This window comes from Streptomyces sp. NPDC000878 (genome assembly GCF_053599695.1).
Window position 1 is genome coordinate 219,751 of record NZ_JBSFMT010000003.1, and the last position, 17,892, is coordinate 237,642.

Genomic DNA, 17,892 nt, shown 5'->3' on the forward strand with positions numbered 1-17,892 from the left:
GATGAACACAGCACTGCCCCTGACGGCGGCCCAGCACGGGGTGTGGGTCGCCCAGCGCCTCGCTCCCGACAGCCCCCTGTACACGTGCGGCATCTACTACGACGTCCCCGGACCGGTGGACCGCGGCCTGCTGACCCGTGCCGTGGAGCGGGCCGTGGCCGAGACCGAGGCACTGCGGGTCCGCTTCCACGACGACGGGGAGACGGTCCGTCAGACGGTCGACCCGTCAGTCCAAGGGGAGTTGGAGTACCTCGACCTGAGCGGCGAGGCGGATCCGGCCGGCGCCGCCCGTGCCTGGATCGACACCGACCTGGCCCGGCCGGTGCCGCTCACCGGCGACCGGTTGTTCCGGCACACCCTGCTGCGGCTCGGCCCCGAACGGCACTGGTTCCACTTCCGCTACCACCACATCCTCCTCGACGGCTACGGACAGGTCCTGCACTGCCGCCGCCTGCTGGAGATCTACACGGCACTGGCGGCGGACGAGCAGCCGCCCGCGAGCGGCTTCGGCACCCTGTCCCAGGTCCTGGCCGAGGAGAACACCTACCTCGCCTCCGCCCGCCGGGAGCGCGACGCCGCCTACTGGCGCGGCGAGTTCGCAGACCTGCCGGAGTCCACAGAACTCGGCTCAGCCGCCACCGCCCTCGGCTCCGGCGCCCCCGGCCGGGCCCCAGCCACCACTGGCCTGGCCGCCGACACCCCCGGCGTTGGCTCGGCTGTCCCGGCACTCGTCTCTGACACCACTGGCCTTGACTCCGGCACGGCCGGCGTCGGCTCGGCCGTCCCGGCAGTCGGCTCCGGCGCCCCCGGCGTTGGCTCGGCTGTCACCGCCCTCGCCTCCGGTGCCCCCGGTCGTGGCGACGCCATCCCCGGCTCCGCTTCCGGTGCCAGCGGCCTTGCCTCCGCTGTCCTGGCAGTCGGCTCTGGTGCCAGCGGCCTCGCTTCCGCTGTCCCGGCACTTGGCTCCGACGCCAGCGGGCTTGGCTCTGCCAACACCGGCCTTGGTTCGGTCGTCCCCGGCCTCGTTTCTGCTGTCCCGGCACCCGGCTCCGGCGCCACCGGGCTTGGCTCCGCCAACACCGGCCCTGGTTCGGCTGTCCCCGGCCTCGCCTCTGGCACCACCAGCCTCGCTACCGGAGTCCCCGGCCTTGGCTCCGGCGCCACCGGCCCTGGCTCCGCCGCCCCGGCCCTTGCCTCCGGTGCCACCCGCCTCGGCTCCGCCGCCACCGGACTCGCCCCCAGCCTCCCCAGTGCCACCGGCCGCCTCCCCGAGGACACCGCCCAGCGGATACGCGGGTTCGCCGGGTCCCGCTGGTCCCTGCCGGTGATCGCCGCCATGGCCGCCCACACCCACCGTGTCACCGGTGCCCACGACGTGATCGTCCGCGTGTTCATGGCCGCCAGGCTCAGCCCGCAGGCCCTGGCCACGCCCGCCATGCTCGTCAACGACGTCCCGCTGCGCATCCGCGTCGACGGCTCCACCACGTTCGCCGAGTTGCTGGACCGCGTCGCCGCCCGTCTGGCCGAGGCGACCCGTCACCAGCGCTACCCGCACGACGAACTCCGCCGCGACCTCTCCGCCTCGGCCCACCCGGACACCCTGAGCGGCCCGTCCGTGAACGTCCTCTCCTTCGCCTCCGCCCGCCTGCCGTTCGGCCCCGCCGAGGCGGAGGCGCACCAGCTGGCCTCCGGCCCGGTACGCGACCTCGCGCTGCACGCGTTCGGCGATCCCGAGGCGGGCGACGGCATCCAGCTGACCGTCAACGCCCACCCCGGCCGCTTCACCCCAGAGACCGCCGCCGCCCACCGCGACCGCTACACCCGCCTCCTCACCACCGCCACCGCACACCCCGACCTGCCCATCGGCGCCCTCGACCTGCTCGACGACGCGGAGCGGGAGCGCTTCCACGCCCGCAACGACACCGGCCACGCGACCGACCCCCGCTCACTGGTCGAACTCTTCGAGGCCCAGGACCCGGCCGCCGAGGCCGTCGTCTTCGAGGGCGAGCGGCTGACGTACGGCGAACTCAACGCCCGTGCGAACCGTCTCGCGCACGCCCTGCGCGGGCGGGGTGTGGGACCGGAGTCACGGGTGGCGGTGCAACTGCCCCGCTCGCCCGACCTGATCGTCGCGCTGTGGGCGGTGCTGAAGACCGGCGCCGCGTACGTGCCCGTCGACACCGGGTACCCGGCCGACCGGATCGCGTACGTCGTCGCCGACTCCCGCGTGACATTCGTGATCGACGAGGACAATGTCCGCTCCCTCGGCGAAGGCGAGGGCGAGCCCGACACGAACCCCGGCGTCGTCCCGCGGGGGGACAACGCCGCGTACGTCATCCACACCTCGGGCACCACCGGCCGCCCCAAGGGCACCGTCGTCACCCACGCCGGCATCGCCAACATGCTCGCCTGGATGCAGGACGAGTACCGGCTCACCCCCGCCGACCGGGTCGTGCACAAGACGCCTGTCGGCTTCGACGTGTCGGTGTGGGAGGTGTTCTGGACCCTCACCCGGGGCGCGACCCTCGTCGTCGCCCGCCCCGACGGTCACCGCGACCCTGCCTACCTGGCCCGACTGGTCCGCGACGAGCGCGTCACCGTCATCCACTTCGTCCCCGCCATGCTCGGCCCCTTCCTCGACGAATACGTCCCAACGTCCTCCCTGCGCATGGTCAGCTGTGGCGGCGAGGCGCTGCCCGCCGGACTCGCCGACCGCTTCCACCGCGTGTGCGGCGCCCAGCTGCACAACTCCTACGGCCCCACCGAGTTCTCGGTGACCGCCACCTCCCACGCCTGCGCACCCGGCGAGCCCGTCACCATCGGCACGCCCACCCACAACTCCCGTGCCCACGTACTCGATCCGGCCCTCCAACCCGTGCCGGACGGCGTCACCGGCGAGCTGTACCTCGCGGGCGTCCAGCTCGCACGCGGCTACCTCGACCGTCCCGCCCAGACCGCCGAGCGGTTCGTCGCCGACCCCCACGGCCCGGCCGGCACCCGCATGTACCGCACCGGCGACCTCGTACGCCGACGGGCCGACGGCGACCTGGAGTTCGTCGGACGCGCCGACGACCAGATCAAGATCAACGGTCAGCGGGTCGAACCCGCCGAGGTCGAGGCCGTCCTGGCGTCGGTGCCCGGCGTCGAACAGGCCGTGGTCCTCGTCCACGACTCCGCCGCGGGCGCCCGGCAGCTCGTCGGCTACGTCACCGGCACCCCGGACACCGACCCGCGTGCCCACCTCGCGGAGCGGCTGCCCGCCCACATGGTGCCGGTGAGCGTGTTCGTGCTGCCGTCGATCCCGGTCACCCCCAACGGCAAGATCGATCGCCGTGCCCTGCCCGCGCCGGCCGGGCCGGTGAGCGGGCGTGTCCCCGTGACCGCCACCGAGCGCACCCTGCACACCCTTGCCGCCGCCCTCCTCGGCCGCCCCGAACTGGGCGTGGACGACGACCTGTTCGCCCTCGGCGCGGACAGCATCCACGCCATCCAGCTCGTCAGCCGCGCCCGCCGCCAGGGCCTCCACCTCACCCCCCAGGACGTCTTCGACCACCCGACCGTCGCCCGCCTCGCCACCGTCACCACGACCGCACCGACGGCCCCGACCACCTCGTCCGCCGAGGACGACCCGGTCGGCGCACTCCCCGAGACGGCGATGGCCCGGCGCCTCGCTGAACGCGGCGGCCCCACGGTCGGCTTCGCTCAGTCCCTCTTGCTGGCCGCCGAGCCCGGACTGTCCTACGACCGGCTCGCCGCCGCCCTGCAGAAGGTGCTCGACCGCCACGACGCCCTGCGTATGCGCAGCCGGCACATCCGGCCCGTGGGCGCCGTACGGGCCGAGGACTGCTTGACCCGGGCCCGGAACGAGGACGTGGCCGGGCAGAAGGAGGCCGCGCGCCGCGCGCTGTCGCCGGACGACGGTGTGATGGTCCGGGCGGTGTGGTTCGCGTCGTCCGGCCAACTGCTGCTCGTCCTCCACCACCTGGTCGTAGACGGCGTGTCCTGGCGCATTCTGCTGACCGACCTGGCGGAAGCACTGACCGGCACCGAACTCTCCCCGCCCGGCACCTCGTTGCGCCGCTGGGCCGCGCACCTCCGCGCCCCCCTCGACGAACTCCCGCTGTGGACCGACCTGTTGTCCACCCAGGAACCCGTGCTGGGCACCCGCCCCCTCGACCCCGCCCAGGACGTCCACGGCACCGCCCGCTCGGTCACCGTCACCGTCCCGGCCGACCTCACCGCCACCCTGCTGGCCACCCTGCCCGCCGCCTACCGGGCGACCCCGGACGACATCCTGCTCGCCGCGCTGTCGGCGGCCGTACAACGCCACCGGGGTGAGGGACCGGTCCTGGTCGACCTGGAGGGCCACGGCCGCGACCACCTTCCGCAAGGGATGGACCTGTCAACCACCGTCGGCTGGTTCACCCGCATCCACCCGGTGCGGCTGGGCCCCGGCACCGACACCGGCGCCCACCTGATCAAGCGCACCAAGGAGGAACTGCGCGCGATCCCGTACGGCGGTCGCGGCCACGACCTGCTGCACGACCGGCTCACCGGACTGCCGGCACCCCAGATCTCCTTCAACTACCTGGGCCGCCTGGACGCCCACGACCTCGGCGGCTGGCACCTCGCCGACGGCGAGGCCTCCGTGGAACTGCTCGCCGACGACGGCCTGGCGCTCACCCACGCCCTCCAGATCGACGCCCACGTCCGCGACGGCGAGCTGACCGCCGAGTGGACCTACCCCTCGGGCGTCCTCACGGAGACCGACGTACGCGCCCTCGCCGAGGCGTGGACGGAAGCCCTGGCCGAACTCACCGCGCACACGCGAGGCGGACTCACCGTCTCGGACGTGCCCCTCGTCCGGATCACCCAGGAGGAACTGGACAGGTTCCGGGGCGCGACCGACGTACTGCCCCTCTCCCCGCTCCAGGAGGGCCTGCTCTTCCTCGCCCTGTACGAGCCCGACGACCCGTACGTCGGCCAACTCGTCCTGGAGATCGACGGCGGCTTCGACTCCGAGCGGATGCGGGCCGCCGCCACCGCCCTGCTGCACCGCCACCCGAACCTGCGCGCCGCCTTCCGCAGCCGCTCGACGGGCGCCCCCGTGCAGGTCGTCCCGGCCGACGTCAAGGTGCCCTGGGAGGAGCGCGCCGAGGGCGACCTGGAGGCGTTCCTCGCCCGTGACCGCGCCCGTGGCTTCAGCGTCGTCCGGCCGCCCCTGCTGCGGTTCACCGCCCTCGGTGACCGCCACCTCGTCCTGACCCACCACCACCTGCTGTTGGACGGCTGGTCCCTGCCCCTGCTGGTCCGCGAACTGTTCACCCTGTACGGCGACACCGAGTTGCCCCCGGCCGCCGCCCCGTACCGCGACTACCTGGCCTGGCTCGACCGGCAGGACCGCGAGGCCTCCGCCGAGGTGTGGCGGGAGCGGCTCGCCGGTCTGGCCGCGCCCACCCTGCTCGCCCGGGCCGACCGCGCCTCCGACGGACACGACGTCCACGAGCTGGTGCTGTCCCGAGCGCTTACCGACGCCCTCTCCTCGACGACCCGTGCGCACCGGCTCACCCTCAACACCGTCGTGCAGGGCCTGTGGGGGCTGCTGCTCGGCGCCTTCACCGGCCGCGACGACGTCGTGTTCGGCGCGACCGTCTCCGGGCGCCCGCCCGAGCTGCCCGGCGCCGAGACGATGCTCGGACTGTTCGTCAACACGCTGCCGGTCCGGGTGCGGATCGACCGGGACGAGACGCTGGCCGCGCTGCTGGCCCGGCTCCAGCACGAGCAGCAGTCCCTCCACGTCCACCAGCACGCCTCGCTGGCGGAGTTGACCCGGGCGTCCGGCTTCGACGCGCTGTTCGACACCGTCGTCGCCTTCGAGAACTACCCGATGGACGACGGCATCGAGGCCGGCGGCCTGCGCCTCGCCCACGCCGAACTCGCCGAGCGCACCCACTACCCGGTCACCCTGTCCGTCTTCCCTGGCGCACGGCTGCGGCTGAAGTTCTCCTACCTCGCCGGAGCCTTCGACGCGACGGCCGTCACCCGCCTCGCCACCCTCCTGGCCGAACTGCTCGGCGGCGCGGCTGCCGAACTCGACGTACCGGCCGGTGAGTTGACTGCGGTGAGCGAAGCGGACCGGTTGCTCGTCATGGGCGCCGCGCCTGCCGAGACCAGCTCCGCCCCGACCGCCCCGACCGCCCCGGTTGGCGGCGGCGAGCCTCCCTCACCCGAGGAGGCGTCGCTGTGCGCCATCGTCGCCGAGGTCCTCGGCGTCGAACGGGTCGGCGTCGACGACGAGTTCTTCGCGCTCGGCGGCACCTCGATCCTGATGATCCGTCTGGTCCACCGGGTGCGGGACGAGTTCGGTGTCGACGTGTCGCTGCGCGACCTCTTCGCCGCCCCGACCGTCGCCGGTGTCGCCGAACGGCTGACCCACCTGGCCCCGCAGGCCAAGCGCATCACCGCGGAGGAACGGCCCGGCCGTGTCCCGCTGTCGTTCGCCCAGGAACGCATGTGGTTCCTGCAACGCCTCCAGGGCACCACCGGCACGTACAACATCCCCCTCGCGATCCGGCTCACCGGCACCCTCGACGCGGACGCCCTCGGCGGCGCGCTGGCCGACCTCGTCGCCCGCCACGAGGCGCTGCGCACGGTCTACCCGGAGGACGCCGACGGCCCCCACCAGGTCGTCCTGCCGCCCGAGACGCCCTACACCACGGAGTTCGTACGGGACGCCGCCCCCGACCTCGCCGCCGACGCGGCCCGCCCCTTCGACCTGACCTGCGACGTGCCCCTGCGGACGACGCTGTACGAGACCGGCGCCGACACCTACGTCCTGCTGCTGGTCGTGCACCACATCGCCGCGGACGGCGCCTCGCTGCGCCCGATCGCCGAGGACATCACCACCGGCTACCGTGCCCGGACCGGCGACGAGACCGCCCGCTTCCCCGAACTGGCCGTCCAGTACCCGGACTTCGCGATCTGGCAGCGCGAGACGCTCGCCGCGGACCTGCCCCGCCAGATCGACCACTGGAAGCAGCACCTCGACGGCCTCCCGCCCGAGGTCACCTTCCCCGGCGACAGGCCACGCCCGGCGGTGGCCACCCACCGCGGCGACCACGTCGAGTTCCCCGTCGGCCCGGAGCTGTACCAGCGGATGCTGGACCTGGCCGGCCGGACCCGCACGACCCCGTTCATGGTCCTCCAGGCCGCCGTGTCGCTGCTGCTGACCCGGCTCGGCGCCGGTGAGGACATCCCGCTCGGCGGGGTGATCGCCGACCGGCCCGACTCGGTGCTCGACGACGTGGTCGGCGTGTTCATCAACACCCTCGTCTACCGCATGGACACCTCCGGCGACCCGAGCTTCGAGGAGCTGCTGGTCCGCGTCCGGGAGACGGGTCTGGCCGCCTACGCCCACCAGGGCGTCCCCTTCGAACGCCTGGTGGAGGAGCTGAACCCGGAGCGCTCCCGCTCCCGGCACGCCTTCTTCCAGGTGATGCTGGCCTGGCTGGACCTCACCGAGGCCCGCTTCGAACTGCCCGGCGTCACCGCCGACCCCGGCCCCGTGACCAGCGGCACCGCCAAGTTCGACGTCCACTTCGACTGCCACGTCCACGAGTCCGGCGGCCTGCTGTGCCGCCTGGAGTACGCCACCGACCTGTACGACCGCCGTACGGCCGAGAGCTTCGCGACCCGCTTCGTCCGCGTCCTGGAGCGCGTCACCGCCGACCCCGGACAGCGTCTGTCTGAGGTGGACGTCCTCGGCGTCGACGACCGAGCCTTGGTGCTGCACGGCTGGAACGACACCGCTGTGGCGTTCGACGGCGAGCGCTCGGCGGTCGCCCTGCTTGAGGCGCACGCACTCCGCCACCCCGACGCCGAGGCGGTCCGCTTCGAGGGCGAGGGGGTCGCATACGGCGAGTTCAACGCCCGGGTGAACCGGCTCGCACACGCCCTGCGCGAGCGGGGCGTCGGACCCGAGTCACGGGTCGCCGTGATGCTGCCGCGCTCGGTCGACCTGATAGTGGCGCTGTGGGCGGTGCTCAAGGCGGGCGCCGCATACGTGCCGATCGACACCGGCTACCCGGCCGACCGGATCGCGTACATCCTCGCCGACTCCGGCGCCCGGCTGCTGATCTCCGACCGGGACGCGGACGGCTTCGAGCGGATCGCACCCGACGCCGAGGGGCCCGCGGAGAACCCGGGGGTGACGGCCCACGGCGACAACGCCGCGTACGTCATCTACACCTCGGGCTCCACCGGCCGTCCCAAGGGCACGGTCAACACGTACGCGGGCATGGCGAACCGGCTGTGGTGGATGCAGCGCGACCACCGACTCGCCCCGGGGGAGCGGGTGTTGCAGTCCACCCCGGTCAGCTTCGACGTGTCGGTGTGGGAGGTCTTCTGGACCCTGATGTACGGCGGCACCCTCGTCGTGGCCAGGCCCGACGGCCACCGCGACCCGCTCCACCTGGAGCGGCTGATGCGCGAGGAGTCCGTCGCCGTCGTCCACCTCAGCGCGTCCATGCTCGGCGCCTACCTGGCCGAGACCCGGCTGCCGGGCTCCGTCCGCCTGGTCGTCTCCGGCGACGAGGCTCTGCCCGCCGAGCTGGTCCGCCGCTTCCACGACGACTCGAACGCCGTACTCCTCAACGCCTACGGCCCGACCGAGGCCGCCGTCGACGTCACCGCCTGGGCCGCGCCAGCGGACACCGAGACCGTGCTGATCGGCGGGCCCGTCGCCAACACCCGCGCGTACGTACTCGATTCGACGCTGGCGCCGGTCGCCCCCGGCGTACCCGGCGAGCTGTACGTCGAAGGCGTCCAGCTCGCCCGCGGCTACCTCGACCGGCCCGCGCTGACCGCCGAACGTTTCGTCGCGAGCCCGTACGGGCCGCCCGGAGCGCGGATGTACCGCACCGGGGACGTGGCGCGCTGGACGGCGGACGGCGAGCTGGAGTACCTCGGGCGCGCCGACAACCAGGTCAAGCTGCGCGGCTTCCGCGTCGAACTCGGCGAGATCGAGGACGCCCTCGCCGACCATCCGGCCGTCGCCCAGGCCGCGGCGGCCGTGCACGGGCAGTGGCTCGTCGGATACGTGGTCCCCGCAGCCCCTGCCGCCCCCGTCGAGGCGGACGACCTGCGCGACCGGCTCGCGGCCCGCCTGCCCGAGTACATGGTCCCGGCCCAGATCGTCACCCTGGACGTGCTGCCGCTCACCCCGAACGGCAAGCTCGACCGTAAGGCCCTGCCGGTCCCCGAGATCTCGCACACCGCCGGGCGCGCGCCGCGCACCCCGCAGGAGGAGATCCTGTGCGGCCTGTACGCCGAGGTCCTCGGCGTACCCGAGGTCTCGGTCGACGACGACTTCTTCGGGCTCGGCGGCCACTCCCTGCTGGTGACCCGGCTGGCGAGCCGTATCCGCGCGGCCCTCGACACCGACATCGAACTGTCGGTGCTGTTCGAGGCGACCACCGTGGCGAAGCTCGCCTCCCGGCTCACCAGCGGCGGACCGCGCCGCTCCGGCGTCACGGCACAACCGCGCGAGGGGCGCCTGCCGCTGTCGTACGCGCAGGAACGGCTGTGGTTCCTGCACCGCTTCGAGGGTCCGTCCCCGACGTACAACCTGCCCGTCGCGCTGCGGCTGACCGGCGACCTCGACGTGGCCGCGCTCACCGCCGCCCTGGACGACCTGGCGCGGCGGCACGAGGCACTGCGTACGGTCTTCGCCGAGGACGGGCACGGCCCCCACCAGGTGGTCCTGCCGTCCGTGCCGCCGCTGACCGTCGTCGGCGTCGGCGAGGAGGGGCTCTCCGAGAGGCTGGCGTACGCCGTCCGTACGCCGTTCGACCTCACCGCCCAACCCCCGCTGCGCGCCACCCTGTTCGACCTCGGCGCGGACGAGCACGTGCTGCTCCTCGTCCTGCACCACATCGCCGGCGACGGCGCCTCCATGGCCCCGCTCGCCCACGACCTCACCACCGCGTACACGGCCCGGACCCGGGGAGCGGAGCCCGACTGGGCCCAACTCCCCGTCCAGTACGCCGACTTCGCGGTGTGGCAGCGGCAGGCACTGGGCGAGGCCGACGATCCGGACAGCGCCCTATCCCGCCAGCTCGACCACTGGCGGACGACGCTCACCGGGCTGCCCGAGCAGCTGGAGCTGCCCTTCGACCGGCCCCGGCCCGCCGTGCCCACCCACCGCGGCGACACAGTGCCGTTCGCCGTCGAGCCCGAGGTCCACGAGGCCCTGGTCCGGCTCGCCCGCGAGCACCACACGACCGTCTTCATGGTCGTGCACGCCGCCTTGGCCACCCTTCTCCACCGGCTCGGCGCGGGAGACGACATCGTGATCGGCTCACCGGTCGCCAACCGCACCGACGACGCCCTGACACCCCTGGTCGGCTTCTTCGCCAACAACCTCGTGCTGCGCACCGACCTGACCGGCGATCCCGCCTTCACCGAGGTGCTGCGCCGGGTGCGGGCCGCCGACCTGGCCGCCTATGCGAACCAGGACGTGCCCTTCGAGCGGATCGTGGAGGCGGTCAACCCGACGCGCTCCACCGCGCGGCACCCGCTGTTCCAGACCGGCCTGAACTTCAACAACGCCTTCCAGCAGGCGGCCCTCGACCTCGCCGTCGACCTGCCCGGCCTCACCGCGCGGGTACGGCCGGTCGCCTCGCCCGCCGCCAAGTTCGACCTGTCGTTCTTCCTCACCGAACGGCCCGAGGGCGGGGTGCACGGGCTCCTGGAGTACGCCACCGACCTGTTCGACCACGACTCGGCCGCCCGTATCGCCGAGCGCTTCACCCGGCTGCTCACCGACGTCATCGCCGAACCCGGCCGCCCGGTGGGGGAGTTCGACGTCGTGGACGCCGACGAACGGCGGCTGCTGCTCACCGAGTGGAACACCACCGGACACGAGGTGCCGTCACAGACCCTCACCGACCTGATCGAGGCCCAGACCGCCCGCACCCCGGACGAGCCCGCCGTCGTCTTCGGCACCACAGAGCTGTCGTACGCCGAACTCGACGCCCGCGCCAACCGGTTGGCCCGGCACCTGACCGACCTGGGCGCCGGTCCGGAGCGCTACGTCGCCGTGCTGATGCCGGTCTCCGAGCACATCCCGGTGACGCAGCTGGCCGCCCTGAAGACCGGCGCCGGCTACCTGCCGCTCGACCCGGCCCACCCGGCCGACCGGCTCGCCTTCATGCTGAAGGACATCGCGCCGGCCGCCGTGGTCACCACGCCCGAACTCGCCGACACCGTCCGCTCGTTGACGGACACACCCGTCGTGCTGACGGACGACCCCGCGATCGCGGAACGGCCGTCCGGCCCGCTCACCACAGTGATCCGGCGGCCCGAACACGCCGCGTTCGTCATCTTCACCTCGGGCTCCACCGGACGGCCCAAGGCGGTCGTCGTCGAACACCGTTCACTGGTCGCCTACTTGGCCTGGGCGACCCACGAGTACGAGAGTCTGCGTCAGCGCGTCCTGGTGCACTCGCCGGTCTCCTTCGACCTCACCGCGACCGGCATGTTCGGCCCGCTGATCTCCGGCGGCACCGTGGAGCTGGTCCGCTGGACCGCGAGCGGCCCTGACCCGGACGCCCACGTCACCCGGCCCGACTTCGTCAAGGCCACGCCGAGTCATCTGCATCTGCTGGGTGCGGTGCCCGAGGAGTACTCGCCAGGCGGACAACTCGTCCTGGGTGGTGAGTCGTTGCTCGGCGACGTGCTGGACGCCTGGCGCGCCCGGCACCCCGGGGTGACCGTCCTCAACGAGTACGGCCCGACCGAGACCACCATCGGCTGCAGCCTGTTCCGTATCGAACCCGGCGACCCCGTCCCGCCCGGCGTCATCACCATCGGCACCCCCGCCTGGAACACGCAGATGTACGTCCTGGACGCGCTGCTGCGCCCGGCCCCCGTCGGCACCGCCGGCGAACTGTACGTCGCGGGCGATCTCGTCACCCGCGGCTACCACGGCCGCCCCGGCCTGACCGCCGGACGCTTCGTCGCGAGCCCCTTCGGCCCGCCCGGATCACGGATGTACCGCACGGGCGACCTGGCCCGCTGGACGGCCGCCGGGCGGCTGGAGTTCGTCAGCCGCGTGGACGACCAGGTGAAGATCCGCGGTTTCCGCATCGAACTCGGCGAGGTGGAGGCCGTCCTCACGGCCCGGCCGGGCATCGACGCCGCCGCCGTGGTCGTCCGCGAGGACACCCCCGGCGACAAGCGCCTCGTCGCGTACGTGGTGCCGGAGCCGGACCACTCGGCGGACCCGGCCGCCCTGCGTGCCGCAGCCGCGCGGGCCCTGCCCGACTACATGGTCCCGGCCGCGTTCGTCGTCCTGGAGACCCTGCCCCTGACCGCCAACGGCAAGATCGCCCGCAAGGCGCTGCCCGCCCCCGACCGCACCGCCGAGGGCTCGGGCAGGCCGCCCGCCGAGGGCACGGAGCGGCGGGTGGCGGACCTCTTCGCCGCCGTCCTCGGTGTGCCAGCGGTGGGCGCCGACGACGACTTCTTCCGCCTCGGCGGCCACTCCCTGCTCGTCGCCCGGCTGGTCAACCGGATCCGCGCCGACCTCGGAGCGGAACTGTCCATCCGGGAGGTCTTCGAGCACACGACCGTCGCCGGACTCGCGGAACTGCTGGCGGGCCGGTCGGCGGAGGCATCCCGGCCCTCGCTGGTCCGGCGCGAACGGCCCGAGCGGGTGCCCCTGTCGGCGGCGCAGCGGCGGATGTGGTTCCTCGACCGGCTCGACGGCCCGGCACAGACGTACACCATCCCCGTCGTCCTGCGGATGACCGGCACCCTCGACCGGGACGCCCTGCGGGCCGCCTTCGGCGACCTGGTGCGACGGCACGAGGTGCTGCGGACAGTGATCGCCGAGGGACCGGAGGGGCCCCACCAGGTCGTCGTCGACACGGAGCCGCGCTTCGCGGTCCGGTCGTTCGACCCGGCCGAATTCGACGCCGGGGTGGCGGAAGCCGCCCGGATGCCGTTCTCCCTGGACCACCAACTGCCCATCCGCGCCGTGCTGTTCACCGACGGCGAGCGCGAACACGCCCTGCTGCTGCTCCTGCACCACATCGCGGGCGACGGCGCGTCCATGCGGCCCCTCGCCGAGGACCTCTCCACGGCCTACGCCGCCCACCTCGCCGGCCGCGCCCCCGACTGGGCTCCGCTGCCCCTCCAGTACGCCGACTACGCGCTGTGGGAGCGCGAACTGCCCGCCGACCGGCTCGACTTCTGGACGACGGAGCTGGCCGGGATCCCCGACCAGACCGAGCTGCCCACCGACCGGCCCCGGCCCGCCGTCGCGTCCCAGCGCGGTGGCACGGTGCCCTTCACGGTGCCGGCCGGACTCCGCGACCGCGTCGACGCGCTCGGCCGCGGGCGGGGCGCCAGCGCCTTCATGGTGCTGCACGCCACGCTCGTCACCCTGCTGACCCGGCTGGGCGCCGGCGACGACATCGTGATCGGAACGCCCGTGGAGGGCCGCCCGGACACAGCGCTCGAAGACCTGGTCGGACTGTTCGCCAACACCCTGGTGCTGCGCGCCGACACCTCCGGCGACCCCACGTTCGAGGAACTGCTCGACCGGGTGCGAGCGGCGGACGTCGCGGCGTACGACCACACCGACGTGCCGTTCGAGCAGCTGGTCGAGGCCCTCAACCCGGTGCGCTCACGCTCCCGGCACCCCCTGTTCCAGGTCATGCTGACGGTCAATCAGGAGGCGATCGCACCCACACTGCCCGGACTTGAGGTGACCGTCGGGGACGTGCACGGCGACCACGCCAAGTTCGACCTGTCGCTGACGCTCACCGAGAGCCACGAGGGCGGCTGGTCCGGATCGGTCGAGTACGCCTCGGACCTGTTCGACCACGCCACCGCCGAGACCGTCGCCGCCCGCTACCTGCGCCTGCTGGAGGAGGTCACCGCCGACCCGGCACGCCCCCTGCACGCCCTGCCCGTACTCACCCCCGCCGAACGCGAGGACGTGCTCGTCCGTCGCAACGACACCGCACGGACGCTGCCGCAGGCATCGCTGCCCGAGATGTTCGAGGCACAGACGGCGCGCACCCCGCACGCCGTGGCGGCCCTCTCGGACGGCAAGGATGGCGCGGACGGTACGCAGCTGACGTACGACGAGCTGAACCGTCGCGCCAACCGGCTCGCCCGGCACCTGATCGCGCTCGGCGCCGGAGCGGAGACCGTCGTCGCCGTGGTGCTGCCGCGCGGTCCCGAGGCGGTCGTGGCGCTGCTCGCGGTACTGAAGACCGGGGCGGCCTATCTGCCGGTCGACCCGGTCAACCCGCAGGCGCGCATCGCCGCCCTGGTCGCCGACGCGGGGGCGCGGATCGTGCTCGACGAGGAGACCTTCCCGGCCGGCCTGGACCATCTCCCCGACAGCGACCTGGGCCTGCCCGTCCACCCCCACCAGGCCGCCTACCTGATCTACACCTCCGGATCGACCGGCCGCCCGAAGGGAGTGGTCGTCGAACACGGTTCGCTCGCCGCCTATCTGACCGAGGCCGCGGCGATGTACCCGGCCGCGACCGGCGAGTCCCTGGTGCACACCTCCCTCGCCTTCGACATGCCGGTGACCACGCTGTTCACACCGCTGGTCACGGGCGGCCGGGTGCGGTTCGCCGACCTGGACGAGGACACGCCGACCCCCGCCCTGCTCAAGGTCACCCCGAGCCATCTGCGGCTGCTGGAGTCACTGCCGGACCGCGTCAGCGACGCCCGGAACCTGGTCATCGGCGGCGAGGCGCTCGACGGCACGGCGTTGCAGGCGTGGCGCGACCGGCACCCCGAGGCCGTGGTGATCAACGAGTACGGACCGACCGAGGCGACCGTCGGCTGTGTCGTCCACCGGCTCGAACCGCACGACGACCTCGCAGCAGGACCGGTGCCCATCGGCCGCCCCATCGGCAACGCCCGCGTGTACGTGCTCGACGAGCACCTCCAGCCCGTCCCCGACGGTGTGTGGGGCGAGCTGTACCTCGCCGGCGCCGGACTCGCCCGCGGCTACGCCGGACGGCCCGGCCAGAGTGCCGAGCGGTTCGTCGCCGACCCGTACGGCCCGCCCGGCGCCCGGATGTACCGGGTGGGCGACCGGGCCCGCTGGAACCGCGCAGGGGTGCTGGAGTACGCCGGACGCGTCGACGACCAGGTCAAGGTCCGGGGTTACCGGATCGAACCCGGCGAGATCGAGGCCGCGTTGACCGCGCTCGACGGGGTCGCCCGAGCCGCAGTGATCGCCCGCGAGGACCGTCCGGGGGACCGGCGACTCGTGGCGTACGTCGTGCCCCGTCAGGGGCGCGGGGAACTGCGCGACCAGCCCACACCGGCCCGCAGGGAACGACCGGCCCAACCAGCGGAACGCCCGGCGCCACTCGACGCCGACGACCTACGGGCGCGGCTCACCGCGACGCTCCCCGCCTACCTCATACCCTCCGCGTTCGTCGAGGTCGACGCGATCCCGCTGAACGCCAACGGCAAGCTCGACCGCAGGGCCCTGCCCGCCCCGCCGGACTCCGCCGCCGGCACCGGCCGGGCGCCGCGCACCCCGCGCGAGGCGCTGCTGTGCGGGCTGTTCGCCGAGGTGCTGGGCGTGCCCGAGGTCTCCGCCGACGACGACTTCTTCGCCCTCGGCGGCCACTCCCTCCTCGGCACCCGGCTCATCGCCCGGGTCCGCGCCGAACTGGGCGCCCGCGTCTCGGTACGGACCCTGTTCGAGGCATCCACCCCGGCGGCGTTCACCGAACGGCTGGACGCCCCGCCCACCGAGGGCGGCGACACGGACGCGCTGGCCCCGCTGCTGCCGCTGCGGAACACCTCGGCCTCCGGCACCCCGCTGTTCTGCCTGCACCACGTGGACGGGATCGGCTGGTGCTACGCGGTACTCGGCCCGCACGTCGACGAGGACACGCCCCTGTACGCCGTCCAGGCCGCCGGACTCGACGGCGGCGACGAACTGCCGGGCAGCATCGCCGAGATGGCCGAGGCGTACGTCGAACTCATCCGCGAGGCCTGGCCGTCAGGACCGTACCGGCTGCTCGGCTGCTCGATGGGCGGGCTGCTCGCCCACGAGGTGGCCGTACAGCTGAGGGAGGCCGGGCAGACCGTCGAAGCGGTGATCCTGCTCGACACCCACCTCCCGCACGTCGACCACGAAGGAGTCGAGCCGACCGAGCAGGAACTGCGGGACCACGTACCGATCCCGGAGGACGGGCCCGTGCTGCTCACGCAGGAGCTGCGGGCGGACCTAGTCCGGGTCGGCGCCCACATCCGGCGGCTCACGCTCCGGCACGTACCCCGCACCTACGACGGCGACGTCGTGCTCTTCCACGCCCTGCGCCCCAGCGCGCCCGGCGAGCCCCTGCTCGACCCCGCCGACTGGCAGCCCCATGTGACCGGACGGATCGACGTCCACGACGTCGACGTCGCCCACCTCGACCTGCTGCTCGGCCGGTCCGCCGAATCCATCGGCCGGAGCGTGGCCGCACTCCTGCGCACCGACAACGACCCGCAGACGACCTGAAAACCACCCGCAGACGACCTGAAAAGGAACCGATCCGCCATGAGCAACCCCTTCGAGAACCCCGACGGCACCTACCGGGTCCTGACCAACGACGAGGACCAGCACTCCCTGTGGCCCGACTTCGTGGCCGTACCGGCCGGCTGGACCACCGTCTTCGGCCCCGACAGCCGCACCGCCTGCCTGGAGTACATCGAGCGCGAATGGACCGACCTGCGACCCAAGAGCCTCGTCCAGGCCATGGGCGAATGAGTGGACCGGGAGAAATGAGCGAGCGAAAGGGAACCCGCACGTGAGCAGCGTCGACATGACGCAGGCACCGCACACCCCGGCGACCGCCGACGGCACCGTGCGGTACGACACCCCCACCCTGGCGCGGCTGGGCCAGGTGGTGTCGGACCTGCTGGACCAGGCGGGGGACCGGGTCGACGACCCGGCCTGGGTGGACCACGCCCGCCACGCCTGGGAGGACGGCCCCACCCAAGTACGGCGCACCGTACGGGAGTTCCGCAGGCACTCCGGACCCGACGGCAGCCTCGTCCTCAGGCGGCTCCCCATCAGTGCCCGGGACCTGCCCCCGACCCCCATGGTGAAGGGCTCCGTCCAGCACATGCCGTCCCTGCCGGCGGCGATACTGCTGCTGTTCGCGGCGGGGCTCGGCGACCCGGCCGCGTTCGCGGCGGAGAAGTCCGGGGCCCTGGTCCAGGACGTGGTGCCGGTGCCCGGTCAGGAGGAGGTCCAGGGCAACGTCGGCTCGGTGGAACTCACCTTCCACACCGAGAACGCCTTCCACCCCCACCGCCCCGACTACGTGATGCTGCTGTGCCTGCGCCCCGACCACGAGGGCACCGCCGAACTGCGCACCAGCTGCGTACGCCGGGTCCTGCCGCTGCTGAAGCCCGGCACCCGGGAGGCGCTCGGCCGCCCCGAGTACGTCACCGAGGCACCGCCGTCCTTCGGCCCGGCCGGCGGGGGCACCGCGCACGCCGTGCTCACCGGTGACCCGGACGACCCCGACTGGTGCGTCGACGAGGCGGCCACCCGGGGCGTGACCCCCGAGGCCCGGGCGGCCCTCGCCGAACTCGGCGAGGTGGTCCACCGGACGTACACCGCGGTGCGCCTGCGCCCCGGTGACCTGGCCGTCGTCGACAACCGGGTCACCCTGCACGGCCGTTCGGCGTTCAACCCGCGCTACGACGGCCGTGACCGCTGGCTCCAGCGGACGTTCGCGTTCAGCGACCTCCGCCGCTCCCGCGACCACCGCCCCGGCGACGGAACGGTCCTGGTCAAGTGACCCCGTCCTCACACGGGTTACGAGAATCGATGAACCGATGAAAGGT

The 17,892-nt window shown here is 73.3% G+C and carries 3 protein-coding genes; all 3 read left to right on the forward strand.

The features are described from left to right. Position 1 precedes the first annotated feature (1 nt). The 3 genes from ACWDR4_RS04585 to ACWDR4_RS04595 are packed head-to-tail and all read left to right on the forward strand — an operon-like array spanning position 2 to position 17,846. A complete protein-coding gene (locus ACWDR4_RS04585; protein ID WP_450403807.1) occupies positions 2-16,555 on the forward strand; it encodes an amino acid adenylation domain-containing protein in 16,554 nt (5,517 codons plus the stop codon). A 39-nt stretch (positions 16,556-16,594) separates the two neighbouring features. Then, positions 16,595-16,804: an MbtH family protein gene (locus ACWDR4_RS04590; RefSeq protein ID WP_450403809.1), complete on the forward strand. Its 210-nt coding sequence runs from the start codon at positions 16,595-16,597 to the stop codon at positions 16,802-16,804. Positions 16,805-16,844: 40 nt separating this feature from the next. Beyond that, positions 16,845-17,846, forward strand: coding sequence for a TauD/TfdA family dioxygenase (locus tag ACWDR4_RS04595; protein WP_450403810.1), 1,002 nt, complete (start codon positions 16,845-16,847; stop codon positions 17,844-17,846). Positions 17,847-17,892 lie beyond the last annotated feature (46 nt).

Bases quoted from the DNA above. Each gene is read 5' to 3' on its own strand.
- ACWDR4_RS04585 (WP_450403807.1), top strand. From the start codon at position 2: ATGAACACAGCACTGCCCCTGACGGCGGCCCAGCACGGGGTGTGGGTC.
- ACWDR4_RS04590 (WP_450403809.1), top strand. From the start codon at position 16,595: ATGAGCAACCCCTTCGAGAACCCCGACGGCACCTACCGGGTCCTGACC.